21 protein-coding genes, 5 tRNA genes and 1 pseudogene are annotated in these 25,328 nt (G+C 72.5%); 9 read left to right on the top strand and 18 right to left on the bottom strand.

What is annotated here, in order from left to right; translation table 11 throughout:
• Positions 1 to 15: 15 nt before the first annotated feature.
• Entirely contained in the window at positions 16 to 837 is an 822-nt protein-coding gene (locus IE264_RS30185) for an aminotransferase class IV (protein WP_031123645.1), read from the bottom strand.
• Positions 834 to 1,886 (bottom strand): chorismate-binding protein, encoded by a 1,053-nt coding sequence (locus IE264_RS30180; RefSeq protein ID WP_032760825.1) that lies wholly within the window; start codon positions 1,884 to 1,886, stop codon positions 834 to 836. Before IE264_RS30180 ends, IE264_RS30185 begins: the two co-directional genes overlap by 4 nt.
• A gap of 174 nt (positions 1,887 to 2,060) precedes the next feature.
• Here IE264_RS30180 and IE264_RS30175 point away from each other — a divergent pair.
• The 5 genes from IE264_RS30175 (at position 2,061) to IE264_RS30155 (ending at position 2,533) form a co-directional block, all read left to right on the top strand.
• Positions 2,061 to 2,133: transfer RNA gene (locus IE264_RS30175), tRNA-Gly, on the top strand.
• A 37-nt stretch (positions 2,134 to 2,170) separates the two neighbouring features.
• Positions 2,171 to 2,244, top strand: a tRNA-Cys gene (locus tag IE264_RS30170).
• A 1-nt stretch (position 2,245) separates the two neighbouring features.
• A tRNA-Val gene (locus tag IE264_RS30165) sits at positions 2,246 to 2,317 on the top strand.
• 36 nt (positions 2,318 to 2,353) lie between these two features.
• Positions 2,354 to 2,425: transfer RNA gene (locus IE264_RS30160), tRNA-Val, on the top strand.
• Between the two features lie 33 nt (positions 2,426 to 2,458).
• A tRNA-Val gene (locus tag IE264_RS30155) sits at positions 2,459 to 2,533 on the top strand.
• Positions 2,534 to 2,589: 56 nt separating this feature from the next.
• Here the strand turns inward: IE264_RS30155 and IE264_RS30150 are convergent.
• The 3 genes from IE264_RS30150 to IE264_RS30140 form a co-directional block, all read right to left on the bottom strand.
• Positions 2,590 to 2,895, bottom strand: coding sequence for a TFIIB-type zinc ribbon-containing protein (locus tag IE264_RS30150; RefSeq protein WP_015607415.1), 306 nt, complete (start codon positions 2,893 to 2,895; stop codon positions 2,590 to 2,592).
• Positions 2,896 to 2,960: 65 nt separating this feature from the next.
• Positions 2,961 to 3,923: a phosphotransferase family protein gene (locus IE264_RS30145; RefSeq protein ID WP_032760827.1), complete on the bottom strand. Its 963-nt coding sequence runs from the start codon at positions 3,921 to 3,923 to the stop codon at positions 2,961 to 2,963.
• 691 nt (positions 3,924 to 4,614) lie between these two features.
• Positions 4,615 to 4,821, bottom strand: coding sequence for a hypothetical protein (locus IE264_RS30140; protein WP_015607417.1), 207 nt, complete (start codon positions 4,819 to 4,821; stop codon positions 4,615 to 4,617).
• A gap of 594 nt (positions 4,822 to 5,415) precedes the next feature.
• Here IE264_RS30140 and IE264_RS30135 point away from each other — a divergent pair.
• Entirely contained in the window at positions 5,416 to 6,720 is a 1,305-nt protein-coding gene (locus IE264_RS30135) for a protein kinase domain-containing protein (protein WP_190167728.1), read from the top strand.
• Positions 6,721 to 6,743: 23 nt separating this feature from the next.
• Here the strand turns inward: IE264_RS30135 and IE264_RS30130 are convergent, their stop codons facing one another.
• From IE264_RS30130 to IE264_RS30095, 8 genes are all read right to left on the bottom strand, one after another.
• Entirely contained in the window at positions 6,744 to 7,562 is an 819-nt protein-coding gene (locus IE264_RS30130) for a TrmH family RNA methyltransferase (protein ID WP_015607419.1), read from the bottom strand.
• Between the two features lie 158 nt (positions 7,563 to 7,720).
• Positions 7,721 to 9,013 (bottom strand): uroporphyrinogen-III C-methyltransferase, encoded by a 1,293-nt coding sequence (cobA, locus tag IE264_RS30125; RefSeq protein ID WP_032760829.1) that lies wholly within the window; start codon positions 9,011 to 9,013, stop codon positions 7,721 to 7,723.
• A 276-nt stretch (positions 9,014 to 9,289) separates the two neighbouring features.
• Positions 9,290 to 13,075 carry a nicotinate-nucleotide--dimethylbenzimidazole phosphoribosyltransferase gene (gene cobT, locus IE264_RS30120; RefSeq protein ID WP_032758417.1) on the bottom strand — a complete coding sequence of 1,262 codons (3,786 nt, stop codon included), beginning with the start codon at positions 13,073 to 13,075 and terminating at the stop codon, positions 9,290 to 9,292.
• A 334-nt stretch (positions 13,076 to 13,409) separates the two neighbouring features.
• Complete coding sequence (gene cbiE, locus IE264_RS30115) at positions 13,410 to 14,648, bottom strand: precorrin-6y C5,15-methyltransferase (decarboxylating) subunit CbiE (RefSeq protein ID WP_015607422.1); 1,239 nt, start codon at positions 14,646 to 14,648, stop codon at positions 13,410 to 13,412.
• A 122-nt stretch (positions 14,649 to 14,770) separates the two neighbouring features.
• Entirely contained in the window at positions 14,771 to 15,457 is a 687-nt protein-coding gene (locus IE264_RS30110) for a GNAT family N-acetyltransferase (RefSeq protein ID WP_015607423.1), read from the bottom strand.
• A gap of 136 nt (positions 15,458 to 15,593) precedes the next feature.
• A complete protein-coding gene (locus IE264_RS30105; RefSeq protein ID WP_015607424.1) occupies positions 15,594 to 16,460 on the bottom strand; it encodes a MetQ/NlpA family ABC transporter substrate-binding protein in 867 nt (288 codons plus the stop codon).
• Between the two features lie 83 nt (positions 16,461 to 16,543).
• Positions 16,544 to 17,212: a methionine ABC transporter permease gene (locus IE264_RS30100; RefSeq protein WP_031123655.1), complete on the bottom strand. Its 669-nt coding sequence runs from the start codon at positions 17,210 to 17,212 to the stop codon at positions 16,544 to 16,546.
• Complete coding sequence (locus tag IE264_RS30095; RefSeq protein ID WP_015607426.1) at positions 17,209 to 18,318, bottom strand: methionine ABC transporter ATP-binding protein; 1,110 nt, start codon at positions 18,316 to 18,318, stop codon at positions 17,209 to 17,211. The genes IE264_RS30100 and IE264_RS30095 overlap by 4 nt, the downstream gene beginning before the upstream one ends.
• Before the next feature lie 594 nt (positions 18,319 to 18,912).
• On the opposite strand from IE264_RS30095, the gene IE264_RS30090 reads away from it, so the two are divergent.
• Positions 18,913 to 19,272 carry a hypothetical protein gene (locus tag IE264_RS30090; RefSeq protein ID WP_015607427.1) on the top strand — a complete coding sequence of 120 codons (360 nt, stop codon included), beginning with the start codon at positions 18,913 to 18,915 and terminating at the stop codon, positions 19,270 to 19,272.
• A gap of 1 nt (position 19,273) precedes the next feature.
• On the top strand, positions 19,274 to 19,720 hold the full coding sequence (locus IE264_RS30085; protein WP_032758416.1) for a hypothetical protein: 447 nt from the start codon (positions 19,274 to 19,276) through the stop codon (positions 19,718 to 19,720).
• Positions 19,721 to 19,778: 58 nt separating this feature from the next.
• Here IE264_RS30085 and IE264_RS30080 read toward each other — a convergent pair whose 3' ends face one another.
• The 3 genes from IE264_RS30080 to IE264_RS30070 form a co-directional block, all read right to left on the bottom strand.
• A complete protein-coding gene (locus tag IE264_RS30080) occupies positions 19,779 to 20,282 on the bottom strand; it encodes a GNAT family N-acetyltransferase (RefSeq protein WP_015607429.1) in 504 nt (167 codons plus the stop codon).
• A gap of 37 nt (positions 20,283 to 20,319) precedes the next feature.
• The gene (locus IE264_RS30075; RefSeq protein ID WP_078657524.1) at positions 20,320 to 20,874 is read right to left on the bottom strand and encodes a sigma-70 family RNA polymerase sigma factor; all 555 of its coding nucleotides are present in this window, start codon (positions 20,872 to 20,874) and stop codon (positions 20,320 to 20,322) included.
• A gap of 131 nt (positions 20,875 to 21,005) precedes the next feature.
• A complete protein-coding gene (locus IE264_RS30070; protein ID WP_032758415.1) occupies positions 21,006 to 22,166 on the bottom strand; it encodes a glycerophosphodiester phosphodiesterase in 1,161 nt (386 codons plus the stop codon).
• A 276-nt stretch (positions 22,167 to 22,442) separates the two neighbouring features.
• On the opposite strand from IE264_RS30070, the gene IE264_RS30065 reads away from it, so the two are divergent.
• Positions 22,443 to 23,114, top strand: coding sequence for a lysophospholipid acyltransferase family protein (locus IE264_RS30065; protein ID WP_031123659.1), 672 nt, complete (start codon positions 22,443 to 22,445; stop codon positions 23,112 to 23,114).
• 75 nt (positions 23,115 to 23,189) lie between these two features.
• On the opposite strand, the pseudogene IE264_RS30060 reads toward IE264_RS30065, so the two are convergent.
• Together IE264_RS30060 and IE264_RS30055 are read right to left on the bottom strand one after the other, a co-directional pair.
• Positions 23,190 to 24,733 (bottom strand): annotated as a pseudogene (locus tag IE264_RS30060) (MFS transporter).
• Positions 24,730 to 25,281 (bottom strand): TetR/AcrR family transcriptional regulator, encoded by a 552-nt coding sequence (locus tag IE264_RS30055; RefSeq protein WP_015607434.1) that lies wholly within the window; start codon positions 25,279 to 25,281, stop codon positions 24,730 to 24,732. The pseudogene IE264_RS30060 and the gene IE264_RS30055 overlap by 4 nt, the downstream one beginning before the upstream one ends.
• Positions 25,282 to 25,328 lie beyond the last annotated feature (47 nt).

Genomic DNA, 25,328 nt, shown 5'->3' with positions numbered 1-25,328 from the left:
TCCGGACGGAAGGTCCTACGGGTCCAGGTCGTTCCCGGCCCGCTCGTCGAAGATCCGCATGGCCTTCGCCGTCACCGGTCCGGGCTCCGGCGCCAACTCCCGGTCATCGACCCGGTGCACGGCCTGGATGTCACGGAGCGTCGAGGTCAGGAAGATCTCGTCGGCCTCGGCGAGCACCTCCATCGGAAGGTCGCTCTCCTCGGCCCCGGTCCACTCCACGGCCAGCGCGCGGGTGATCCCCGCGAGGCACCCGGAGGCGACCGGCGGGGTGTGGATGCGGCCGTCCAGCACGACGAACACGTTGGACCCGGTCCCTTCGCAGAGCCGGCCGACCGTGTTCGGGAACAGCGCCTCGGAGGCGCCCCGTTCGCGGGCCCGGGCGAGGGCGACGACGTTCTCGGCGTACGAGGTCGTCTTGAGCCCGGTGAGCGCACCGCGCTCGTTACGGGTCCAGGGGACCGTGATCACCGCGGTGGTGTCCGGGCGGCGGCTCACTCCGTCGAGCGCGACGACGAGGCTGGGCCCGGCGGTGCCCCGGTCCGAGCCGAGCGGGGAGAGCCCGCCGGTGTAGGTGATCCGCAGCCGCCCCAGGGTGACGGGGTTGGCGTCGATGACCGCCGTCGCGGCGCGCCGGACCTCGTCGAGGTCCGGGTCGGGCAGGCCGAGGCCGCGGGCGGACCGGGCGAGACGGTCGAGGTGCCGGGTGAGGGCGAAGGGCCGGCCCTCGCCGGTGCGGACCGTCTCGAAGATGCCGTCACCCACGGTCAGCCCGTGGTCGAGCACCGACAGCCGGGCATCATCGGCGTCCCGCAGTCCGCCGTTGACCCAAATCCTCATGAAACGGTCCTTCCTGTCTGTTCGAACCCTGTCTGCTCGAACGTTCCAGACGCTACAGCGAGCAGCCGCGACGCCTTCAGTTCGGTCTCGTCCCATTCGCGCTCCGGGTCGGAGCCCCAGGTGATGCCGGCGCCGGTCCCGAACCGCAGGAGCGGCGCGGAGCCGGTCCGGTCGATCCAGAAGGTCCGTATGCCCACGGCCAGGGAGGCCGTTCCCCGGTCGGCGTCGACCCAGCCGATCGCGCCGCAGTAAGGCCCGCGCGGCGACCGCTCCAGCTCCTCGATGATCCGCAGCGCGCTGGACTTCGGCGCCCCGGTGACGGAGCCGGGCGGGAACGCCGCCGCGAGCAGCTCCGGCCAGCCGGCGCCCTCGGCCAGTTCGCCCCGGACGGTGGAGACGAGGTGGACCAGGCCCGGGTGCTTCTCGACCACGCAGAGGTCGGGGACGGTGACGCTGCCGGTCGCGCAGACGCGGCCCAGGTCGTTGCGGACCAGGTCCACGATCATGACGTTCTCCGCGTGGTCCTTCTCCAGCAGATCGTCCTCGGTGCGCCCGGTCCCCTTGATCGGCCCGGATTCGACGGTCCGCCCGTCCCTCCGGAGGAACAGCTCGGGGGACGCGGTCGCGACCTCCACCCCGTGCTCCGGCAGGCGGATCGTTCCTGCGTACGGCGCCGGGTTGCCGCGCGCGAGCAGGGCGGTCAGGGCATCGACGTCGGCCCGGCCGGGGTCGGGCAGCGGCGCGGAGAGGACCCGGCAGAGGTTGGCCTGGTAGACCTCGCCGGCCGCGATGTACGCCCGGATCCGCCGTACGCCCGCCGTGTAGGCCTCACGGTCCAGCGAGGTCGCCCACTGCCCGGCGGCGGGCCCGCGCCAGGCACCGGGCACGGGAGCGGGCACCTCCTCCCGGCGTACGGAGGAGAAGCGGGCACAGACCGTACGACCCTCGAAATCGGCACAGACCGCCCAGAAACCGGACGAGTCAAGAGCCGCGGGATCGTGGGTCACGTCCTGGAGACCGGAGGCGACGAGGCCGCCGAAGCGGGCCATGGGAGCGAGGGGGAACACCCTGCCGAGTCTAGAACCGCCCGCGATGACCTGCGTCGGGGCGACGGCACGGCGGCGCTACGGCGACCATCTGCGCAAACGCGTTTTTGTACTGGCCCGGGAATCCGCTAGAGTTCAACACGTCGCCGGGACGCGCAAGCGGTCCGGGAAAGACAAGCGGACGTAGCTCAGTTGGTAGAGCGCAACCTTGCCAAGGTTGAGGTCGCCAGTTCGAACCTGGTCGTCCGCTCGCAGAAGACGGGGGATCTTCCCGAACCCCCGTCCCTGGTGGAGTGGCCGAGAGGCGAGGCAACGGCCTGCAAAGCCGTCTACACGGGTTCAAATCCCGTCTCCACCTCCAAGGACGATTAGCTCAGCGGGAGAGCGCTTCCCTGACACGGAAGAGGTCACTGGTTCAATCCCAGTATCGTCCACTGATCCGCAAGGATCATCGGTCCGCAAGGATCCCCGCGCGATTAGCTCAGCGGGAGAGCGCTTCCCTGACACGGAAGAGGTCACTGGTTCAATCCCAGTATCGCGCACGCAGTGAACGGCAGTACACGCATGGTAATCCCGCGCGATTAGCTCAGCGGGAGAGCGCTTCCCTGACACGGAAGAGGTCACTGGTTCAATCCCAGTATCGCGCACCACCGAGAACCCCCGGTCGTTTCGACGACCGGGGGTTCTTCCGTCGTGCCGCCGACTGTCAGGAGGAGAAGAGCATCCGGCCGAAGCCCTTCTGGCGGTGGTGGCCGTAGTGCCCGCCGTGCTGCTGGCCGTACTGCGGGGCGCCCCAGGCGGGTGCGTGGGCCGGAGGGGCCGCCGCCGGGTAGGCCTGCGGGGCGGGCGGCGGGGGCGGGGCCTGCTGGGACCACTGCGACTCCAGGCGGGTCAGCGACTCCAGCTCGCCGTAGTCGAGGAATATCCCCCGGCAACCGCTGCACTGCTCGATCTGGACTCCGTTGCGGTTGTACGTCTGCATCTGCGCGTGACACTTGGGACACTGCATCATCGGCTCGGCTCCTCGCCCTCGTTGTGCCGCCGCCGGAATGCCTGCCCGGCCGCGGTCCGTTCAGCCTACGATGCCGACCCGGCCGCCAACTCGGGCGGGAACGTAGCGATTCGGGCACAGGAATCGATCATCAGCTGCTCCATCTCGTCCGGCACCCGGCCCTCCGCCGCGCACTTGGCGAGGGCGACGGCCGCCGTCTGGACCGTCAGCGCGCGGGCGGCAACGTCCAGTTGCGGCCAGGGGTCCCCCTCGGCCGGCACCGCGGGCCCCCCTGCGGACCGGTAGGCGTCCAGGAACAGCAGCCAGTCCTGCGGGGCCAGCACCCCGGCCGCGTACCAGGCGGCGGGGCGGGCGAGGTCCCAGGCCGGATCCCCCCGACCCGCGTCGTCCACATCGATGAGCAACCAGGGCCCGTCCGGGGCGGGATGGCGGACGAGCTGCCCCAGGTGCAGGTCCCCGTGACAGAGGAACCCCGACCGTGCGGCGGGGGGCGCGGCCTCGCCCCGCGCCCAGGCCGGCAGGGCGCGCCAGGCGGCCTGTACGGGGAGGACCGCGCCGTCACCGGGGAGAGCGGCGATCATCCGGGCGACCGCCCGGGCCGCCTTGACCGGACCGCGCATCGGCGGGAGCGGGGGCGGCGGGGCGGTGCGGTGGAGCCGGGCGAGCAGGACAGCGGCTGCGGCCCAGGGGGCCGCGTCGGGATCCCTGGGGTCGACGGGGACGCCGTACGGCCAGAAGGTGACGGGTCGGAGGGCGGTCCCCGCCGTACCGGGCGTGTCCGGGGTGCTGAGCGGCGGGAGAAGGATGCCGGTCAGCTCCGGCGCCGAGGCCAGGGCGAGGCGGGCCGCCAGGGCCTCACGGTCGGAGTCGGCGGCGTGGGCCTTGGCCACGACGGGGCCACTGCGGACCACGGTGCCGTCCGGCCGGTCGGCCAGGAGCTGGGGCGGCGGGCAGGCGCAGGGGGTTCCGGGCGGGTGGTGGAGGCGGTGCGCGAGGGTGCCGAGGTCATGGATGAGGGGCTTGTGGATGGCCGGGGCGTGGGCGGCTGGCTCGTGGGCGGCCGGCTCGTGGGCGGCCGGCTCGTGGGCGGCCGGCTCGTGGGCGGCCGGCTCGTGGGCGGCCGGCTCGTGGGCGGCCGGCTCGTGGGCGGCCGGCTCGTGGGCGGCCGGCTCATGGATGGCTGGCTCGCGGGTGGCCGGCTCACGGGCCGCTGGCTCGTGGGTGGCCGGCTCACGGGTGGCCGGCTCACGGGTGGCCGGCTTATGGATGACCAGCTCACGGTCGGCCGGCTCATGGTCGGCCGGCTCATGGTCGGCTGAATCGCGGTCGGCTGACGTGGTACGCAACGGCTCCCCCGGCGGCGGTCGGTCCCGGCCCTGCCACCGGTCCCTGCTGAGCGTACGCGGCGGGTGGGGCCGAGGGCGGTAGAGCCGCGGGGCGGTGGGTCCGATGGGGTGCCAGGGGGCGGGGTGCCCCGGGGGCGTGGTGCCCGGTGGGGGCGGGGCGTGGGGATCGGCGGGCCTGGGGGGCGTCGAACCGGGCGCTCCCGGTTCGTGCCGGCGGCTCCCGGCTCCTGGGGAGACCGGGTCCGGACAGCGCGATGCCCGGTCAGCTCCCCAGCTGACCGGACAAACGCTGCCGTCCGCCGCACCCCCGTCCCCACGGGGCTGTTGGCCCGATACCCGGGTCCGGACCGCTCTTCCGGACCCCGGGCGCAGCTCAGCGCCCCAGCATCACAGCCACGGACGACGCTTGTGTGACCACCGCGTCCCAGCCGCCGAAGGCGACTGCGAGCAGGGCCGCCAGGGGAAGAACCATGGCCGTCGCCACCAAGGGGTGACGGGTGCCGGACGGGCGGGCGCCGAACGAGGCGTAGGCCTTGCGTCCCTGCGTGCGGATCATGGTCCGCGTTGCCGTGTCCGACATGGTTCCTCTCCTGACCTGATGTGGAGCGGCGGGCGTGTGACCTCGGGGGACGAGTGCTGCGCCCGCCGCTTGATCTCAACATTAGGTAACCGGCGAGCACGGGGCGTCATGCCCGCGTACCGAATCCCGGGCCTCCCGGAGGATGAGCCGTCGGTAGTCGGCGTACTCCCCTGGGTGGAGACGGTCCACACGGCCTTGGGGTCATCCCGGAGGGGACACACGGGGGACACCACCCCCGGGAAGGGGCCCGTCGGGTGACTTCACTCACTCCCCGCACCCTCCGAAGGAGGGTGCGTTGCGCTCCGCGGCGGCCTCCTGAGGACGTCATCGCGTGCGTCCAGGTGGTACCCACACCCTCCTCGACCGGCTCGTCCCGGCCACCATGGCTCGAACCAACGCCCTTTGTTCGAAGGCCCTTTGTCGCCCCTCCCGGGCCGACGAGCCCGGAACCACCGCCCCCTGACCGCGCTTCACCTCTCCCGTCGGGCACGGACAATCGAATCCCCGGCGAGGGCGCGGCCTCTGAGCGCACCGGGCGCGGGGTACGTAAGCTGTGCCTCGTCAGGCGGACCAGGCAGCGGGGATGGGCAGACGATGGCGATGATGCGGCTCCGGCGCGAGGACCCGCGTCTCGTCGGCTCGTTCCGGCTGCACCGACGGCTCGGCGCGGGCGGCATGGGCGTGGTCTACCTCGGCTCCGACCGGCGCGGCCAGCGGGTGGCCCTCAAGGTGATCCGGCCCGACCTGGCGGAGGACCAGGAGTTCCGTTCCCGGTTCGCGCGCGAGGTGTCCGCCGCGCGGCGGATCCGGGGCGGCTGCACGGCCCGGCTGGTCGCCGCCGGCCTGGAGGCGGACCGCCCGTGGTTCGCGACGCAGTACGTTCCCGGGCCCTCCCTGCACGACAAGGTCGCCGAGGAAGGCCCCCTGGCCGCAGTAGAGGTGGCCTCGATCGGCGCGGCGCTCTCCGAGGGCCTGGTGGCGGTGCACGAGGCGGGCGTGGTCCACCGGGATCTGAAGCCGTCGAACATCCTCCTCTCCCCCAAGGGCCCCCGCATCATCGACTTCGGCATCGCCTGGGCGACCGGGGCCAGCACGCTCACCCATGTCGGTACGGCGGTGGGGTCGCCCGGCTTCCTCGCGCCCGAGCAGGTCCGGGGCGCGGCGGTCACCCCCGCCACGGACGTCTTCTCGCTCGGCGCGACCCTGGCGTACGCGGCGATGGCCGACTCCCCCTTCGGGCACGGCAGTTCCGAGGTGATGCTCTATCGCGTGGTGCACGAGGAGGCGCAGCTCCACGGGGTGCACGACGCACTGGCCCCCCTGATCAGCGCCTGTCTGGCCAAGGATCCGGAGGAGCGACCGAGCACGCTCCAACTGTCCATGCGGCTCAAGGAGATCGCGGCCCGCGAGGCGCAGGGCCTGCACGATGGCCGCCCGCCCGTCCAGCGCTCGGCCCAGGAGGCGGATCGGCCCACCGGCCGTCTCGACGGCCCGTACACCGAGCAGCACACCCGCCGCGCGGAAGGCCCTTCCTCGGCCGCCCGCCCGCAGCAGGGCCGGCGTCCCGCGCCCTCGCGTTCGGGTGCGCCGCGCACCGGTGGGTCCCGGCCGCAGCGCAGCACCACGGGTTCCGGGAAGCGGCCGGGTGCGACGAACGGCAGGCCGGGGACCCGTTCCGGGGCCCGGACGACCTCGGCGGGGCGGCGTCCGGCCAATCCGCGGCTGCTGCGCCAGCGGCTGGTGGTGTTCGTCGTGGTGACGCTGCTGGTGGCGCTGGGGATCGCGGCCGCACAGGGCTGCCAGGGTCCGGCGCGGGGGCTGGGCGGGAGCGAGCAGCCCAGCCGGGCGCCGCAGGCTCAGGAGCAGATCCAGGAGCAGGTGCGGGCCGAGCCGCGCTGAGTACGGCGGCGACGGCCCTGGCTTCAGTTTTCCGGGCGGCCCGTCGCCACCGCGTAGAAGGCGACCGCTGCCGCCGCGCCGACGTTCAGCGAGTCGACCCCGTGTGCCATCGGGATACGGACCCACTCGTCGGCCGCCATCAGCGCCTTCGTGGAGAGCCCCTCGCCCTCCGCGCCCAGCATCAGCGCGACCCGCTCCAGCCGGTGCGGGGCCGCCTCGTCGATGCTGGTCGCCTTGGGGTCGGGGGTGAGGGCGAGGAGCCGGAAGCCGGCTTCCCGTACGGTCTCCAGCGTCTTCGGCCAGGCTTCGAGCCGGGCGTAGGGGACGGAGAAGACCGCGCCCATGGAGACCTTGACCGAGCGCCGGTAGAGCGGGTCGGCGCAGTCCGGGGAGAGCAGGACGGCGTCCATGCCGAGCGCGGCCGCGCTGCGGAAGATCGCACCGATGTTGGTGTGGTCGTTGACCGACTCCATGACCACCACCCGGCGTGCGGTGGTGAGCAGTTCGTCGGAGGTGGGCAGGGGCTTGCGCTGCATGGAGGCGAGCGCGCCGCGGTGCACGTGGTAGCCGGTGACACGTTCGGCGAGCTCGGGGGCGACGGCGTACACCGGGGCCGGGACCTCGTCGATGACGTCGCGCATGACGTCGACCCACTTGGCGGAGAGCAGCATCGAGCGCATCTCGTACCCGGCGTGCCGGGCGCGTCTGATGACCTTCTCGCCCTCGGCGATGAAGAGGCCTTCGGCGGGCTCGCGCCGTCGCCGCAGCTCTACGTCGGTCAGTCCGATGTAGTCGCTCAGGCGCGGGTCGTCGGGGTCGTCGACGGTGATGAGATCTGCCACAGGGTGATACTGCCTTGTCCGGTGTGCGGTGCCAACGCCTGGGATCAGATGCGTAACCGCGGGTTACTTGGATGCTGGAGTGCTGAGGGTGATGCCAGTGCTGCGGGTGCTCAGGGTGATGCGGGTGATGCGGGTGATGCGAGTGCTTGGGACTGCGGTCATTCCGCCGGCGGGGCGTCCAGGCGCGGTGCGGAGTGCGGGCCAACCGCGACGACATCGCCGATGACGATCACGGCGGGCGGGCGCACGTCCTCGGCGACCGCCCGTTCGCCGACGTCCGCGAGGGTCGCGTCGACCCGGCGCTGAGCGGCGGTGGTGCCCTCCTGGACGAGCGCGACCGGGGTGGCTGGGTCCTTGCCGTGGGCGATCAGGGCGGCGGCAATGGCACCGATCTTGTCGACGGCCATCAGCAGGACGAGGGTGCCGCGCAGCCGGGCGATGGCCTCCCAGTCGACCAGCGAGCGCGGGTCCTCAGGGGCGACATGGCCGCTGACCACGGTGAACTCGTGGGCGACGCCCCGGTGGGTGACCGGGATACCGGCCGCTCCGGGGACGGAGATGGTGCTGGAGATCCCGGGGACCACCGTGCAGGGGATGCCCTCGGCGGCCAGCGCCTGGGCCTCCTCCATGCCCCGGCCGAAGACGAACGGGTCGCCGCCCTTGAGCCGGACCACGGCCTTGCCCGCCTTGGCGTGCTCGATCAGGGCCTGGTTGATCGCCTCCTGGGCCATGAACCGGCCGTACGGGATCTTCGCCGCGTCGATCACCTCGACGTGCGGCGGCAGTTCGTCGAGCAGGTCGCGGGGGCCGAGGCGGTCGGCGATGACCACATCGGCCTCGGCGAGGAGGCGGCGGCCGCGCACGGTGATCAGGTCCGGGTCGCCGGGGCCGCCGCCGACCAGGGCGACGCCGGGGGCGCGGGTGCGGTGGTGCGGGGCGGCGAGGGTGCCGTCGCGCAGGCCCTCGACGATGGCGTCGCGGATGGCGGCGGAGTGCCGGGGGTCGCGGCCCTGGGAGGTGGTGGTGAGGACGGCGACCGTGACGTTCTCGCTGCGGCCGGTGGCCGGGGTCCAGGCGGTAGCGGCTTCGGCGTCATCGGCCCGTACGCACCAGGTGCGGGTGCGTTCGGCCTCGGCGGAGGCGGCGTCGTTGGCGGGGGTGTCGGAGGAGGCGACCAGGGCGTACCAGGTGTCGGCGAGGTCGCCGTCCTGGTAGCGGCGGCGCTCCCAGCGGATCTCGCCCGCGTCCGCCATCGCCTCGACGGAGGCCGTCGCGGAGGGGGAGATCAGGGTGATGACGGCACCGGTGGCGATGAGCTGCGGCAGGCGGCGCTGGGCGACCTGGCCGCCGCCGATGACGACGACCCGGCGGCCGTGCAGGCGCAGTCCGACGGGGTACGCGGGGTGATCGGCGTGAGCTGCGTGCTCGGCGTGGTCTGCGTGCTCGGCCATGGCGGTGCGGGCTCCTCGTGCGGGGTGCTGCGTAGGGCCGCTGCGGCGGTGGAGCGGCTGTGACGTGCGGAAGTGGGGGGGCCTGGGTGGGGAACACGATACGGGGTGGTGGGGGGTGGGGCCTGGGGGCGGGGGGCCTTGGGTGGGCGGTGGGGTGGGGCGCCTGCGGCGGGCCTGTCCCCTCCCCGCCCCTTCCCGAAACCGGGGCTCCGCCCCGGACCCCGCTCCTCAAACGCCGGAGGGGCTGGAAGGGGGCGGAGCCCCGGAGGGGCCGGACTACTTCTCCGTCACTCCCGCCGCGTCGAACGTCGCCACCTCGTGCATCGCCCGCGCCGCGCTCTGCACGATCGGCAGCGCCAGCAGCGCGCCCGTGCCCTCGCCCAGGCGGAGGTCCAGGTCGACCAGCGGGCGCAGGCCCAGCTTGTTCAGGGCTGCCACGTGGCCGGGTTCCGCGCTGCGGTGGCCGGCGATGCAGGCGGCCAGTGCCTCGGGGGCGATGGCGCGGGCGACCAGGGCCGCCGCTCCCGCACTCACGCCGTCCAGGATCACCGGCGTACGCAGGGAGGCTCCACCGAGGAGGAAACCCGCCATCGCGGCGTGCTCCAGGCCGCCGACCGCCGCGAGCACGCCGATCGGGTCGGACGCGTCCGGCTGGTGGAGGTCGAGCGCACGCCGTACGACGTCGACCTTGCGGGCGTGCATCTCGTCGTTGATGCCGGTCCCCCGGCCGGTCACCTCGGAGGCATCGCTCCCGGTGTAGACGCAGATCAGCGCGGCCGACGCGGTGGTGTTGGCGATGCCCATCTCACCGGTGAGCAGCGCCTTGTTGCCCGCCGCCACCAGGTCGCGGGCGGTCTCGATGCCGACCTCGATCGCGGCCAGGACCTCTTCCCTCGTGAGGGCGGGGCCCGTGGTGAAGTCCGCCGTGCCCTTGCGCACCTTGCGAGGCAGCAGCCCGGGGGTGGCGGGCAGGTCGGATGCGACACCGACGTCGACTACGCAGACCTCCGCGCCGACCTGCGCGGCGAACGCGTTGCAGACGGCTCCGCCGCCGAGGAAGTTCGCCACCATCTGCGCCGTGACCTCCTGCGGCCACGCCGTGACGCCCTGGGCGTGCACCCCGTGGTCACCGGCGAAGATCGCGACGGCCGCGGGCTCCGGGATCGGCGGCGGGCACATCCGGGAGAGGCCGGACAGCTGCGCCGAGATGATCTCCAGCATGCCGAGCGCACCGGCCGGCTTGGTCATCCGCTTCTGCCGCTCCCACGCCTCCCCGAGCGCCTTCGCGTCCAGCGGGCGGATGGCGGAGATCGTCTCCTGGAGCAGGTCGTGCGGCTCCTCGCCGGGCAGCGCGCGTCGGCCGTACGTCTCCTCGTGGACGACCCAGGAGAGGGGGCGGCGCTTGGACCAGCCCGCCTGCAGCAGCTCGGGCTCCTCGGGGAACTCGTCGACGTAACCGACGCAGAGGTACGCCACGACTTCGAGGTGCTCGGGCAGTCCGAGCGCGCGGACCATCTCCCGCTCGTCGAAGAAGCTGACCCAGCCGACGCCGAGGCCCTCGGCACGGGCCGCCAGCCACAGGTTCTCCACGGCGAGCGCCGAGGAGTAGGGGGCCATCTGCGGCTGCGTGTGGCGGCCGAGGGTGTGCCGGCCACCGCGGGTGGGGTCGGCGGTGACGACGATGTTGACCGGGGTGTCGAGGATCGCCTCGATCTTCAGTTCCTTGAACTGCTTCGCCCGGCCCTTGGGGAGCGACTTGGCGTAGGCCTCCCGCTGGCGCTGGGCCAGTTCGTGCATGGAACGGCGCGTCTCGGCGGACCGGATGACGACGAAGTCCCAGGGCTGCGAGTGGCCGACGCTCGGCGCGGTGTGGGCGGCCTCCAGCACCCGGAGCAGGACCTCGTGCGGAATCGGGTCGCTGCGGAAGCCGTTGCGGATGTCCCGGCGCTCGCGCATGACCCGGAGCACCGCCTCGCGCTCGGCGTCGTCGTAGCCTGGCGCGGGCGGGGTGAACGGCTCAGCGGGGGCCGTCTCCGCTGCCTGCTCCTCGACCGGCCCGTCCACTCCCGGGGTCTCGATGACCTCGGGTCCGGTGCCGTCCTCGGCGTCGGCGTCAGCCGCGGCTGCGGGGGCAGCGGCGGGCTGTGCGGGCTCGGGCTCCGCCGGTGAGGGCTCGGCCGCCGCTGCCGGTTCGGGCTGGGGGGCGGGCTCCGCCTCGGCGGGCAGAGCGGTTGCGGCGGCGGGCTCCAGGGCCTGCTCGGGGGCCTCTGCCAACTCCGTGGTTTCGGCGGGGGCCTGGGCCTGGGCCGGTTCAACGGCCTCGACCGGCTGTACGGGAGCCGAGGGCTCCGGTACGGAGGCCTCCGCCGGGGCGGGCTGCCCCTCGGGCGACTCGGCCGGAAGGATGTCGGCGGGCACATCCGGTACCTCGGCGAGTGCCTCGGCCGGCTGCTCCGCCGGGGCCTTGGGCGCCTGCGCGGTCACCTGCTCCGTCGGGACCTCGGCCACCTGCTCGGTCGGCTGCTCCCCCCGGGCCCCGGCCACCTGAGCGGCCGGTTCCTCCGTCGGGGCCTCGGCCACCTGTGCGGCCGGCTCCTCGTCCGGAAGCTGGGCAGCCGCTTCCGCCGGGGCCTCCGGCTCCGTGGCAGTGGCCGGCTCGGGAACGACCGTTTCTGCCGGGGCCGCCTGCTGCACCGGCTCGGGCTGCGGGACGACCTGCTCGGGCTCGACCGCCGCCTCGGGCTGGACCGGCTGTTCCACGGGGGCCGGAACGACCGTCTCGGCCGGCACCGGCTGCTCCGGCACGGCGGGAGGAGCGATCTGCTCGGGCTCGACGGCCGCCTCGGGCTGGACCGGCTCCGGCTGGACCGGTTCGGCCGGAGCCTTCACCGCCGCCTCGGCCTCCACCGTCTGCTGCACGACCTGTTCGGGCTGCACGATCTGCTCGGGCTGGGGCGCAGCCTCCGGTGCGACCGGCGGCTGGGCCTCGGCCGCCGCCTCCGGCGCCACGGCCTCGGGCTGGACCGCCGCTTCGGGAGCCGCACCCTGCTCGGCCCCGGCCGCCACCTCGGCCACCGCGACCGGCTCGGCCTCGGTTGTCGGCACCCCCTCGGGCTGAACCTCAGGCCGGACCTCACCCTCAGCCTCAGGCTCGGCGACGGGCTCAGCCGGCGCTTCCGTCTGCGCCGCCTGCACCGGCTCGGGAGCCGTCACTTCCGGCTCGGGCTGCGGCGGCGGGCCCCACGGGGCCGCGCCCTGCGGCGGGATCTCGCCCAGCTGCGGGCCCGGCAGCACCGGGGCCTCGTCGGCCGGGGCGTCGAAGTACTCGGGGCCGGTCGCCGACGGGCTCGCGTGGCGGGCGGGGGGTGCGGTCCTCACCGCTCCGGCGGGGCCTCGGTCGGCCAGTGAGCGGACCACTCCGCCGCCCTGCGTACCGCCGCCGTACGACGGGGCCTCGGCCGAAGCCGGGCCCCGGTGCAGGGGGCGGCGCGCCGCCGCGCGGGCACCGACCGGGGTGGGCGTCTGCACGGGGGCGGGGGCGGGGATCCGTACGGCGTTGAGGTCGACGGAGCCGGAGTCGCGGCCTCCGGACTCATGGGTGCCGTGTGCCCCGGCCGGGATCCGGGCCTCCTGGCCCTGCGCGGGAACCTGCGGCTCCACCGCGTACTCCTGCTGGGGCTGCGGCGGCTGCTGGGCCGGGAACTGCTGTGCGGCCTGGTCGGGGGCGGGGGCCGCGGCGGGAGCCGGTGCGGTGTCCTGCGCGTCCGGGGCGGAGACGGCCTGCGGAGCCGGGGTGACCACGGCCTGAGGCGCGGGAGCGGAGGCAGCCTGCGGAGCGGGCGCGGAGACGGCCTGGGAGGTCGTCTGGGCCTGGGCCTGGGCCGTCTGCGGGTCGCTCCACGCGCCCTGGGAGGTCGGCATCAGCAGAAGGTCGTCGTCCTCGGGTGCGTGCTCGGAGGGGTCGAGGAAGGTGTACGCGCCCGGGGCGGGGATGCCCGGCTGCTCCACCATGCCTGCGTTCTCCGGCTGTCCCTCGCCCGGGATCTGGCCGGTGTCAGTCATGCGTACCCCTCGCCCATCGTCAGTGCTCCTTCGGCCCATCGCCCGGGACGCCGAACCACGGCACGCCGGTGCTCGTCATCAAGAACGAGCGGGCTCGCCGCGCGGCACGAAACGCCCGCGGACCTCTTCTTATTCTCGCGGCCGTTCGCCGCCGCGGCAGGCAGTTCCGCCACGGCTCGCTGTGGACTGCGCCACGTCGCGCGTCCCCCGGTTGGTGCCGTACCACAGAGCGGAACAAAACAGTCCACTTTTCCGGACATTGACGAACGAAGCGACGAACGTCCGGGCGCGGTACAACAATCGGCCAGCCTACCTCCCGTACCGGACCGAAAGGTCAGGGGGCGAGGTCCGAACGTCGTGCGGAGAGAAGGAACACGACGGACCGTTCGCGCTCGGTCCACACCTCGGTGTCCAGGTCGACGGACTGGAGCAGCGAGCACTCGACGGTGTAGCCGTTGCCGGTGAGTGCCGCGCCGAGCGCCTCGGCCTCGTCCCGGTTGGAGGCGTGCGTGACGATGCGTTCGGGGCGCCGGTCCATGACCGCCCGGACCACCGGGACACCGCCGCCCCCGACCCGTACGACGTCGGGTTCGGGCAGCCGTTCCAGGACCTGCGGGGCGCGGGCGCAGATGATCTGGAGGGGTACGCCGAAGGCGCGGGCGGCGGCGTCCGTACGGGAGCAGGCGCCCGGGTCGGCGTCCACCGCGATGACCGCCGCGCCGAAGCGGGCCGCCTCCACGGCCAGGGCGCCGCTGCCGGAGCCGATGTCCCAGACCAGGTCGCCGGTGCGGGGGCCGAGGCGGGCGAGCTGGGCGGCGCGCAGGTTCGGGGACTCCCCCTCGCCGGACTCCCGCATGCGTTCCGCTCCGGCCTCCCGGTAGGCCTCGGCGGGCAGGGCCCAGCCCCGGATGCCCTGGGGGTAGGCGGGCTCGCGGCCGGCGAACCAGGCACCGGTGGCAGTGGTCTCGGGGCCGCCGCCGATGACGATGACGACGTTGGGGTCGCGCCAGGTGTGGTCGGCGGCCTTGTCGGAGGTGAGGACGGTGACGCGTTCGCGGTCGGTGCCGAGCTCCTCGCAGATCACGAAGGTGCGGTGGACGCCTTCGAGGAGGAGGGCCAGTTCGGCGGGGCCCGCGCCCGGCGAGGTGAGGACGGCGACCTTGTGGTGCGCCCGGCAGACGTTGACGGCGCGGCGCAGGGTGCGCGGGTGGGCGACGACGACCTGGGCGTCGTCCCAGGGCATTCCGGCCCGCGCGAAGGCGGTGGCCACGGCGGAGACGGCGGGGACGACTTCGACTTCGAGGCCGTGTTCGGGGGCGCGCAGGGTGCGGACGACGCCGAAGAAGCCGGGGTCGCCGTCGGCGAGGACGACGGCGCTGCCGCGGTGGCCGGCGATGCGGCGGGCGGCCAGGTCGACGCTGCCGAGCCGGATGCGCTCGGCGCTCGTGGGCACTTCGGGCAGGGCGAGGTGGTGTGCGGCGCCCGCGACGAGCGTGGCGGCCGAGAGCGCGGCCGTGGCCGCTCTGGTCAGTGGCGAGCCGTCCCAGCCGATCACCGTGACCCGGTCGGCCATCGTCGTCTGTCTCCTGGGGTGTCGGAGGGAGCGGGGCTTCGGTCCGCGCGGTGGCGGGCAGGGGTGAGAGTACCTGGTCCGGACCGGGGCCCGGCCGGTGGCCCGGTTCCGGGGGTCCGGGGCTACTTCCAGTCGTTGTACGTGCCGTAGCCGCCGGCGTCGGCCAGCTCCTCGGCGACGCCTTCGAGGTCCTCGGGGAGGAGTCCCCAGACGATGAGGTCGGTGCGGATGTCGGTCCAGCCGCCGTCGGTGCCGTTCTCGGTGCGGGTCCGGGCGATCCGGGCGTTGCGCAGGACGCCCTCGCTGATGCAGCCGAGCTTCTGCGCGACCTGCTGGGAGGCGGTGTTGTCGGCGGGGGTGCGCAGCTCGATGCGTTCGAAGCCCTGGTCGCGGAAGAGCCATTCGGCGACCGCCAGCACGGATTCGGTGGCGTACCCCTCGCCGCGGGCCCAGGGGGCGGTGATGTAGCGGACCTCGGTGGCCAGGGTGCGCCAGTCGGTGTTGATGAGCTGGACGCTGCCGACGAGCCGCTGGGTGAGGAACTCGGTGACGGCGAGGGCGATGCCGTGGCCCGAGGTGCGTTCCCCGGGGGCGATTCTGCGGACCCAGCGTTCGGCGTCGACCTGGGTGTACGGGTGCGGTCCGTCGGTCCACGCGGTGACCATCTCGTCGTTCATCATCTCGATGTACGCGGGGATGTCGGCCATGTCGAAGGGGCGCATCACCAACCTGTCCGTGCTGATGGAGATGGACGGAAAGGTGGTAGTCATGCGCAGCTCCATGCAGAAGACCGGGTAAAAGCACAGCATGCAGCATCGCATCCGCGTTGTGCATGGGCGGGTCCGCACGACGGAGCCCCGCGCCTTCCTGGCGGAAGGGGCGGGGCTCCGTCGGTCAAGTGCCTGATGGAGGTCAGGACTTGGCGGGGTCGGAAGGTGGCGGGGGTCAGGAGGTGGCGGGGGCGCCGAAGGCCGGGACGATCGAGCCCTTGTAGGTGTCCTCGATGAACTTCTTGACCTCGTCGGAGTTGAGGAGCTTGGCGAGCTTCTCGACGCGCGGGTCCTTCTCGTTGCCGGCCTTCACCGCCAGGAAGTTGGCGTACGGGTTGCCCTCGGCCTTCTCCAGGGCGAGGGAGTCCTGGGCCGGGGAGAGCTTGGCCTCAAGGGCGTAGTTGCCGTTGATGACGGCGGCGTCCACGTCGTTCAGGGCGCGGGGCACGGTGGCGGCCTCCAGCTCCTTGAACTCCAGGCCCTTCTTGTCGGTGATGTCGCTCAGCTTGGCGGTGGTGCCGACGCCGTCCTTGAGCGTGATGAGGCCGTTCTCGGCGAGCAGCTGGAGGGCGCGGCCGCCGTTGGTGGTGTCGTTGGGGACGGCTATGGTCTGGCCGGCCTTGATGTCCTTGAGGTCCTTGATCTTCTTGGAGTAGAGACCCAGGGGCTCCAGGTGCACGTTCACGACCGGGACGATGGTGGTGTTGTTCTTCTCGTTGAAGTCGTCCAGGTAGGGCTTGTGCTGGAAGAAGTTGGCGTCGACCTGGCCGGACTGGGTGGCGGTGTTCGGCAGGACGTAGTCCGTGAACTCCTTGACCTCCAGCTTGAGGCCCTCCTTCTCCGCCAGGTTCTTCTTGACGAAGTTCAGGATGTCGGCGTGCGGCGTCGGGGACGCGGCGACGACGAGGGCCTTGGAGGTGTCCGCCTTCGCCCCGCTCTCGCTCTTGGCGGCCGGGTCGGAGTCCGTACCGCAGGCGCTCAGGCCGAGGGCGAGGGCGGCGGCGGAAGCGACAGCTGCGGTGATCTTGATGTTCTTGCGCACGAAAAGTGCCTCTTTCTTATGGTGGTGCGCCCGGACAAGGAGTTCGGGCTCGGTGGGGACGGGAAAGTTCAGGGGGCGGCGGCCTAGGCGGTGCGGCCGCGGCGGGCCAGCAGCCGGACGGCGAGGTCGCCGATCAGCTGGATCACGCTGACGAGGACGACCAGGAGCGCGACGGTGATCAGCATGAACTGGTTGTCGAAGCGCTGGAATCCGTAGGTGACGGCCTTGGAGCCGAGCCCTTCGCCGCCGACCGCACCGGCCATCGCGGAGTAGCCGATGAGCACGATGAGGGTGGTGGTGACGCCCGAGACGAGCGAGGGCAGGGCCTGCGGCAGGAGCACCTTGCGGACGATGGTGGGGATGGACCCGCCCATCGACTGGACCGCTTCGACGAGCCCGTGGTCGACCTCCCGGATCGCCGTCTCGACGAGCCGGGCGAAGAACGGGATGGCGCCGACGGCGAGCGGGACGATCATCGCGGTGGGGCCGATGAAAGTACCGACGACCCAGGTGGTGAAGGGGATCAGGGCGATCAGCAGGATGATGAACGGCAGCGAGCGGCCGATGTTCACGATCACGCCGATGACCTTGTTCACCGCGGTGTTCTGGAGCAGTCCGCCCTTGTCGGTGAGGACCAGCAGGACACCGAGCGGCAGTCCGCCGACGACGGTGACCAGCGCCGACCAGAGCACCATGTAGAGGGTGTCGAAGGTGCCCTGGGTCAGCAGGGGCTGCATTTCGGACCAGGTCACTTGACGGCCTCCTTGGTGATCGCGGCGGGCGTCTGCTCCGGTACGACGGTTGCGGCGGGCGCGGCGGACCCGGTGGCCGCGGCGGGGGTCTTCGGGCCGGTCTCGTCCTCGACGACCTCGGCCTGGAGGCCCTGCTCGCGCAGGAAGCCGATGGGGACGACGTTCTCCTCGAACCGGCCGGGCAGCTCGATGCGCATCCGGCCGATCTGCTTGCCGCCGACGGTGTCCATCGCGGCGCCGAGGATCGAGATGTCGATGTTGTACGTACGCGAGAGCTGGGAGATCACCGGCTGGGTGGCGGCCTCCCCGTGGAAGGTGACGTCCACGACCGTGCGGTCGGGTCCGGAGGCGGTCCCGCCGACCGGGAACAGCTCGCTCGCCAGCTCGGAGCCGGGGGTGGCGAGCAGTCCGCCGACGGTGCCGGACTCCACGATCCGGCCGCGCTGCATGAGGGCGGCGGAGTCGCAGATCGTCTTGACGACGTCCATCTCGTGGGTGATCAGCAGGATGGTCAGGCCGAGCTGCTGGTTGAGGTCGCGCAGCAGCTGGAGGATGGAGCGGGTGGTCTCGGGGTCGAGGGCGGAGGTCGCCTCGTCCGAGAGCAGCACCTTGGGGTCGCCGGCCAGGGCGCGGGCGATGCCGACGCGCTGCTTCTGGCCGCCGGAGAGCTGCTTGGGGTAGGCCTTCGCCTTTTCGGCGAGGCCGACCAGGTCGAGGAGCTCCCTGGCCTTGCGGGTGCGTTCCTGGCCGGAGATTCCGAGGATCTCCAGCGGGAGCTCCACGTTGTCCAGGACGGTGCGGGAGTCCAGCAGGTTGAAGTGCTGGAAGACCATGCCGATCCGGGTGCGGGCCGCGCGCAGTTCCGCGCTCGCCCGCCGGCCCCGTCCGGCGAGGGCGGTGAGGTCCTGGCCGGCCACGGTCACCGTGCCGGAGGTGGGGCGCTCCAGCAGGTTGACGCAGCGGATCAGGGAGGACTTCCCGGCGCCGCTCTGTCCGATGACGCCGTATATCTCGCCCTCACGGACGTGGAGGTCGACTCCGTCGAGTGCGGTGACCTCACGGTCGCGCGACTGATAGACCTTCGTGAGGCCCGTAGTGGTGATCACAGGGGTTTCCGTCACTGTCGAGTGCGCGGCGCGGGTGTCCGCCGGGCACGGGGCAAACGTCTGAAGAGACTGGTTCGGGCTGGTCGGCCGGTTTACGTCTCAGCACGGCTGTGTACGGCGGTCGGCCGGGGAACAGCGCATGCTCGGGCGGCTCGTTCCACAGGGGGCGAACGGCGCAGGCTCGGTCTCGCTTCGGGGCGTGAGACTCAGGCGGGGGCCCTCAGAAGGCGCGCATTCGACACATACAACGAGCACCGGGCGTACTGATCGCCTCGGTCGCAAGGGTGCGGCTGCTCGTCGTGGTCATGGGCCCAAGTAAAACAGACGTCCACCTCGGCGCGAACCCGGCTGTCCGAATACCGGACAGCCGTGGATGGTCCGCCGCCTCGTTCCGGACCGCCCCGCCGACGTATGCCCGTAAGGCTCTGACCTGCGATGACTGGGGTGTACGAGGGGGTCGCGGGGTCCTGGGGGCAGGCATCGGGGGGTCCGGGCCGGGTCGTCGTTGTGGTCAAGGCCACGATCGCCGCCGCCGGGCCGGGGCTGGGCGGGGCCGCACGCGGGCGGGTGGTCCGGCCGTAATACCCTCGCTACATGCTTGACGCCCTGACGGTCGCGGTCGCCGTGACCGCGCTCGCCCTCGCCGCCTGGTGCGGACACGCCGCCTACAAGGACCAGCCGACGAAGGACTGGCACTTCATCGGGATGGCCGTCGTGACCGTCCTGGCGCTGGCCCAGTTGGTGGTGGGCATCGTCCAGCTGGCGCGCGGGGAGCGGCCGGAGCAGGGGATGGCGGTGTTCATCGCCTATCTGATCGGCTCGTTCGCGGCCGTACCGGCGGCCGGTGTCCTGTCGCTGTCCGAGCGGACCCGCTGGGGCTCGGTGACGGTGGCGGCGGGCGCCCTCGTGCTGGCGGTCCTCGAAGTACGGCTCTACGACATCTGGGGTAACTGACGTGAGTGACACCGACCGGCGCCCGGACCAGTCCCCCGCCACCCCCGGCACGAAGCCGTCCTTCGAGCTGGGCACAGGACCGGGCCGGGTGCTCGTCTGGTTCTACGGGGTGTTCACGGTCGCGGCGGCCTCGCGCTCGGTCGTCGAGGTGATCCGGGGCTTCGACCGGGCTCCGCTGGCCTACTCGCTCTCGGCCGTCGCCGCCGTGGTCTACGGGTTCATCACGTACTCGCTGGTGCGCGGCGGCGAGAAGGCCCGCCGGGCGGCGCTGGTGTGCTGCGCCGCCGAGCTGCTGGGCGTCCTTGTCGTCGGCGCCTGGACGCTGGCCGAGCCGTCCGCGTTCCCCGACTCCACCGTCTGGTCGGACTTCGGGATGGGGTACCTCTTCATCCCGGTGATCCTGCCGGTCACCGGGATGATCTGGCTGCGGCGCGCCAAGAGGGCCTGACGCGGAACCCGGGGCTGGCGCCGGCCTGTCAGGCGCCGGCGCGTCAGGCGTCGACCTGTCAGGCGCTGGCCACGAACTCCTGGGCCGCCGCTTCCTTCTCCAGCAGGATGAGCCGGACGCCGTCCGTGCCCGTGGCGTCTCCGACCTGGGCGTAGCCGGCCCGCCGGTAGAGCCTCAGGTTGCTCTCGCTGCGGTGGCCGGTGTGCAGCCGGAAGCGGGTGGCCGCGCGGTCGGCCGCCAGGGCCGCCTCCGCCGCGTTCAGCAGCCGGGTGCCGAGCCCGTGACCCTGGAGCCGGGGGTGCACACAGAGCTTGCCGATCTGTCCCGTACCGTCCGGGTCGGTGAATCCGCGTACCGAGCCCACGACTTCGTCGCCGAGGCGGGCCACGAACACCAGGTCGTCGGCGACTTCGCCGCGTACCGCGTCGAGGGTCTGGACGAGCGGGTCGATCCGGTAGTTGTCGTACAGCTCTGCCTCGCGCTGGAAACAGAGGTACTGGAGCCGGAAGATCTGCTCCACGTCCTGTGCCGTCGCCGCCGAGATGATCACGCTCATGCCCATGTGTGCACGCCTCCCGCTCACCTGTCCGCCCGGTTGCCTACCGCCCTCTTCCCCGCAGTTCAGGGGTGACAACCTCCGCCGCCAGCATTCTGCGCAGACATCCAAGGCAACGGGAACGGATCGGGCCCAAACTCCCCTGTGACATACCCAACTCCCCTGCGATTTCTCGGTAGGTCGGGTCGGTGGGCGCCAGCATCGCATTCAGCAGCCGGGCACAGCGTTCGGGCAGCCGGGCCATCGCGGCGCGCAGCGCACGGCGTTCGGCGGCGCCGAGGGCGACCCCTTCCGGGCTGCCGGCAGGAGGAGCGGCGGGTTCCGTTCCGGCGTACGGGCGTTCCCGCCGGGCCGTGCGGCGCCCTCTGCGGGCCTCCGCCCGTACGGTGTCGCGCACCCAGCGGGCCGGGTCGCGGGGCGGTCCGGCCGCGGCGGGGCGTTCCAGGAGCCGCAGCCATACGGTCTGTTCGAGGTCGGCGGGGTCGAGTCCGGCGGCGGGTGCCTCGGCCCTCGCCTCCGCGCGCACCAGGGGTTGTAAGGCGCGGACGGTGAGGGCGGTGCGGGTGGCCCGGTCGGGTTCATGATCGAGAAGCGTCATGCCCCGGCGGACGTGGTGGTGGAGCGGCCGGTTGCTCCGCGCGCCCGGCACCACCCGACCGGGGCATGTACGGGCCCGGTGGCTGACGCCGCGTACTCGCGGGAGCCGGCCGGACCCGTACGACCGCGAGGTCAGCGCCCCTTGAAGTCCGCCGCGGCGAGCAGCGCGGTGTCCGGGTGGTCGGCGAAGATGCCGTCGATGCCGGTGGCGAGGTACGCGGCGGCGGCGCCGAAGACGTCACCGTAGGCGTTGGGGTCGGTTCCGCGCCGGAAGTCGGCGGGCAGGAAGCTGTTCTCGTTGCGCAGTGTGTACGGGTGCAGGAGCAGGCCGCGGGCGTGCGCGTCCTTCACGAGCGTGGTCGGCCTGGTGAGCCGGCCTGCCGCGTCCTTGGGGATGACCAGGTCGAGGGTGGGGCCGATGCCCTGGGCGTAGGAGGCGATCCACTTCAGCCCGGCGGGCTTCACTAGGTCGGCCACCGTGCGCGGGTCGCCGGACTCCACGAAGTCCCAGGGGCGGGTCGTCGGGCCGGAGAGCAGCACGACGCGCGGGGTGGCGACCAGGCGGGCGAGGCGCTGGATGGAGGTGGGCTCGAAGGACTGGAGGATGAGCGGGGAGTTCTTGCGGTCCCGGCCGTAGCGGCGGAGCAGCCGGGCGAGCGGCTCCTCCAGGCCGAGGCCCAGGCTCCGGAAGTAGGTGGGGTGCTTGGTCTCCACGTACAGCCAGACGGGCTTTCCGCGCTTGCGGCCCTCCTTGTCGGCCCAGCGCAGGACCTCCTCGAAGGTGGGGATCGTCCAGCGGCCGTCGTAGAGGGTGTTGTCGGGGCGGTTGCCGGGGATGCGCTCCTCGGCCCGCAGGGTCTTGAGCTCGGCGAGGGTGAAGTCCTCGGTGAACCAGCCGGTGTAGGAGACGCCGTCGATGCTCTTGGTGGCCTTGCGGCCGGCGAACTCGGGGTGGTCGGCGACGTCCGTGGTGCCGGTGATGTCGTTCTCGTGCCGGCAGACGAGGTGGCCGTCCTTGGTCGGCACGAGGTCCTGCTCGACGATGTGCGCGCCCAGGTCCAGCGCCAGCTGGTAGGAGCCGAGGGTGTGCTCGGGGCGGTAGCCGCTGGCCCCGCGGTGGCCGATCACCGTCGGCACGGGGAGGTCCCGCAGCGGGCCGTGGCCGCCGCTGTGACCGCCGCGTCCCCGCTCGGCGGCGTGTGCCGTGCCGGTGAGGCCCAGGGCCGCCGTGGAGAGGACCGCGGCGCCCAGAAGGGCCCGCCGGCCGGGACTGCCGGTCACACGCTCCGTCATGAATGCTCCTCGCTCGGTGCTGTCCTGACCCTTTCGGGCGGGGCCCGATCGTAGGCAGGCGGGCGGGTCCGCGGGGCGGATCGGGGGCGAACACGGCGGAAACACACGTCAACATCGCGTATCCACTCCGTGAACCCGATGTGCGATCAGTGCATACCCGCGAGTATCGTCCTCACCTGCACAGTCCAACACTTCGCACCGACGGACACCACCCCGCATCACCCCCGCACCACCTCACCCGACCTGGCCGGCCCGGCCACGACACCGGAGGAACCGTTGTCCCGTCTCACGGTCATCAAGGCAGTGCTCGGACCGATTCTGCGCCTGATGTTCCGCCCACAGGTGGAAGGCGCGGAGAACATTCCCGGGTCCGGGCCGGTGATCCTCGCGGGCAACCACCTCACGTTCATCGACTCGATGATCATGCCGATCTGCTGCGACCGGCCGGTGTTCTACATCGGCAAGGACGAGTACGTGACGGGCAAGGGGCTCAAGGGCCGCCTGATGGCCTGGTTCTTCACCGGCTGCGGCATGATCCCGGTGGACCGGGACGGCGGCCGGGGCGGGGTCGCGGCGCTGATGACGGGGCGCCGGGTGCTGGAGGAGGGCCAGGCCTTCGCGATCTACCCGGAGGGCACCCGCTCCCCCGACGGCCGGCTCTACCGGGGCCGTACGGGGATCGCGCGGCTGACGCTGATGACGGGCGCCCCGGTGGTCCCGTTCGCCATGATCGGCACCGACAAGCTCCAGCCGGGCGGCGCGGGGCTGCCCCGGCCGGGCAAGGTCACGGTGCGCTTCGGCGAGCCGATGGAGTTCTCCCGCTACGAGGGCATGGACCGCGACCGCTATGTGCTGCGGGCGGTGACCGACTCGGTGATGTCCGAGGTGATGCGGCTCTCCGGCCAGGAGTACGTGGACATGTACGCCACGAAGGCCAAGGCCGCCTAGATCTCGTAGAGCCTTTTGCGTGTAAGGGCCCGCACCCCTGAGAGACCGGGGTGCGGGCCCTTCCGTATGCGGCAACTACGGATGTTCGATACCGTCCTCCAGCTTCTGGCCCCGCAGCAGGAACCAGGCGGCGACGGCCGCCGCGAGGAGCACCGCCGAACCGACGCCCGCGGCGGACCGCATACCGTCGACGAACGCCTCCTGGGCCGCCGAGACCAGCGGACCCGCCTGGGCGGCGGGCAGCGCGGTGGCCGCTTCGACGGCCCCGCCGAGCGACTCGTGGGCCGCCGCCTCGACGTCGGCGGGGATACCGGCGGGGGTCGGGAAGCCCCGGTAGATGCCGGTGACGATGGAGCCGAGCAGGGCGATACCGAGGGCCGCGCCGAGCTCGTACGCCGTCTCCGAGACGGCCGACGCGGAACCGGCCTGCTCCTTCGGGACGCTGGAGAGGATGACGTCGGCGGTGACGGTGAAGGAGAACCCGGCGCCGACGCCGACGACCAGCAGCATGGAACCGAGCAGCGGGTAGCCGGTGTGCTGGTCGAGGAGGGTCACTGTGCCCAGCGCGAGACCGACCGCGCCGAGGCCGCCCGCCACGACCGAGCGCACCGAGAACCGGCGGGCGGCGAAACCGGCCAGCAGACCGGCGGCCACCGCGCCGATGGCGGCGGGCAGTTCGGCGAGTCCGGCCTCCAGCGGTCCGCGGCCCTGCACCAGTTGGAGGAACTGGGAGAGGAAGAAGACCAGGCCCGACAGTCCGAGGATGGTCAGCAGGTCGGCGAGGACAGCGCCGGAGAAGCCCCGGTGGTGGAAGAGCCGCATGTCGAGCAGGGGGGCGGGCAGGTGGAGCTGCCTGCGGACGAACCAGGTGAGCGCACCGGCGCCGACGAGCGCCGCGACGCCGGGTCCCCAGCCCAACCCGTGCGAGGCCGTCTCCTTGATGGCGTACACGACGCCGATCATGCCGACCAGGGAGAGCCCGACGCTGGGCATGTCCCACGGGCCGGGCGCCGGGTTCTTCGACTCCGGGATCATCTTGATGCCGACGACGACGAGCACGGCCATCACGGGCAGGTTGATCAGGAAGACCGAACCCCACCAGAAGTGTTCGAGCAGGAATCCGCCGACGACGGGGCCGACGGCAGCGCCCGCCGACGCGGCCGCGCCCCAGATGCCGATGGCGAGACTGCGCTCGCGCGGGTCGTGGAAGAGGTTGCGGATCAGGGCGAGGGTGGACGGCATCAGGGTGGCCCCGCGACACCGAGGAGCGCCCGGGCCACGATCATCATCTCGGGCGTGGTCGCGTACGCGTTGAGCACGGAGACCGCGCCGAACGCCACGGCACCGACCAGCAGCAGCTTCTTGCGGCCGATGCGGTCGCCGAGGGAGCCCATCGAGACGAGCAGGCCGGCGATGACGAAGGAGTAGACGTCACCGATCCAGAGCAGCTGGTTGCCGGTGGGGGCGAGATCCTCGCTGAGGAACGGGGTGGCGAGGCCGAGGACTGTGGCGTCGACGGCCACCAGCAGCACGGCGAGGACGAGCACGGCGAGCGCGATCCACCGTCCTGGGCGGCGCACGTCGTCCGTGGCCTTCGGGTGCTGGTCGATGCTGGTCACTGCTCCACGCTCCGGCGGGCTCCGCCGAGCAGCAGCTCGACGATCATGTACTGGAAGTCCTGTGTGGCGACCCGTCCCACCTGCACGGCCCAGGCTCCGGTGCCGATGAGCCCGTAGAGGGCCTCGGTCAGCCAGGCGGGGGTGAGGTCGATACGGAATTCGCCGCGTTCCTGGCCGCGGCGGAAGAAGGCGGAGACCCGGGCGTCGGCCCGGTTCCAGCCCTCGTTGACCTGGTCGCCCTCGAAGAGCTGGTTCTCGGTGACGAGGAACGAGAGCAGACCGGCGCTGGGCTCGACGGCCGCGATGAGGCGGCGAAGCCCCTCCTCGGAGGTGCCTTCGTCGAGCCGGGCGGCGTCCAGGGCCGCCTCGAACTCCTGGATACCGAGGTCCTCCAGCGCCTTCACCAGCGCGTCGCGTCCGGCGAAGTGGCGGTGGAGGGTGGCGCGCCCGATACCCGCCGCTTTGGCGACCTCGTCCATGGTGGCGGTCGATTTGTGGGTCAGCAGGGCGGCGGCGCTGCGCAGCACCTGCTCACGGTCGAGAGTCATGAGACGACCATAACCCAAGTGAGACGCGATTGTCTCATCGAGAGGGC

The sequence above is a fragment of the Streptomyces microflavus genome, assembly GCF_014650075.1.
Lineage (GTDB): Bacteria > Actinomycetota > Actinomycetes > Streptomycetales > Streptomycetaceae > Streptomyces > Streptomyces microflavus.
This window is presented reverse-complemented; position numbering and strand designations above follow the sequence as displayed.

What these genes read in the sequence shown, in the direction of transcription:
- IE264_RS30135 (WP_190167728.1), top strand. Translation starts at nt 5,416, where the DNA reads ATGGCGATGATGCGGCTCCGGCGCGAGGACCCGCGTCTCGTCGGCTCG.
- cobT (WP_032758417.1), bottom strand. Translation starts at nt 13,075, where the DNA reads ATGACTGACACCGGCCAGATCCCGGGCGAGGGACAGCCGGAGAACGCA.
- cbiE (WP_015607422.1), bottom strand. Translation starts at nt 14,648, where the DNA reads ATGGCCGACCGGGTCACGGTGATCGGCTGGGACGGCTCGCCACTGACC.
- IE264_RS30075 (WP_078657524.1), bottom strand. Translation starts at nt 20,874, where the DNA reads ATGACGCTTCTCGATCATGAACCCGACCGGGCCACCCGCACCGCCCTC.
- IE264_RS30185 (WP_031123645.1), bottom strand. Translation starts at nt 837, where the DNA reads ATGAGGATTTGGGTCAACGGCGGACTGCGGGACGCCGATGATGCCCGG.
- IE264_RS30070 (WP_032758415.1), bottom strand. Translation starts at nt 22,166, where the DNA reads ATGACGGAGCGTGTGACCGGCAGTCCCGGCCGGCGGGCCCTTCTGGGC.
- IE264_RS30055 (WP_015607434.1), bottom strand. Translation starts at nt 25,281, where the DNA reads ATGACTCTCGACCGTGAGCAGGTGCTGCGCAGCGCCGCCGCCCTGCTG.
- IE264_RS30090 (WP_015607427.1), top strand. Translation starts at nt 18,913, where the DNA reads ATGCTTGACGCCCTGACGGTCGCGGTCGCCGTGACCGCGCTCGCCCTC.
- IE264_RS30140 (WP_015607417.1), bottom strand. Translation starts at nt 4,821, where the DNA reads ATGTCGGACACGGCAACGCGGACCATGATCCGCACGCAGGGACGCAAG.
- IE264_RS30180 (WP_032760825.1), bottom strand. Translation starts at nt 1,886, where the DNA reads ATGGCCCGCTTCGGCGGCCTCGTCGCCTCCGGTCTCCAGGACGTGACC.
- cobA (WP_032760829.1), bottom strand. Translation starts at nt 9,013, where the DNA reads ATGGCCGAGCACGCAGACCACGCCGAGCACGCAGCTCACGCCGATCAC.
- IE264_RS30150 (WP_015607415.1), bottom strand. Translation starts at nt 2,895, where the DNA reads ATGATGCAGTGTCCCAAGTGTCACGCGCAGATGCAGACGTACAACCGC.
- IE264_RS30110 (WP_015607423.1), bottom strand. Translation starts at nt 15,457, where the DNA reads ATGCTGTGCTTTTACCCGGTCTTCTGCATGGAGCTGCGCATGACTACC.
- IE264_RS30080 (WP_015607429.1), bottom strand. Translation starts at nt 20,282, where the DNA reads ATGGGCATGAGCGTGATCATCTCGGCGGCGACGGCACAGGACGTGGAG.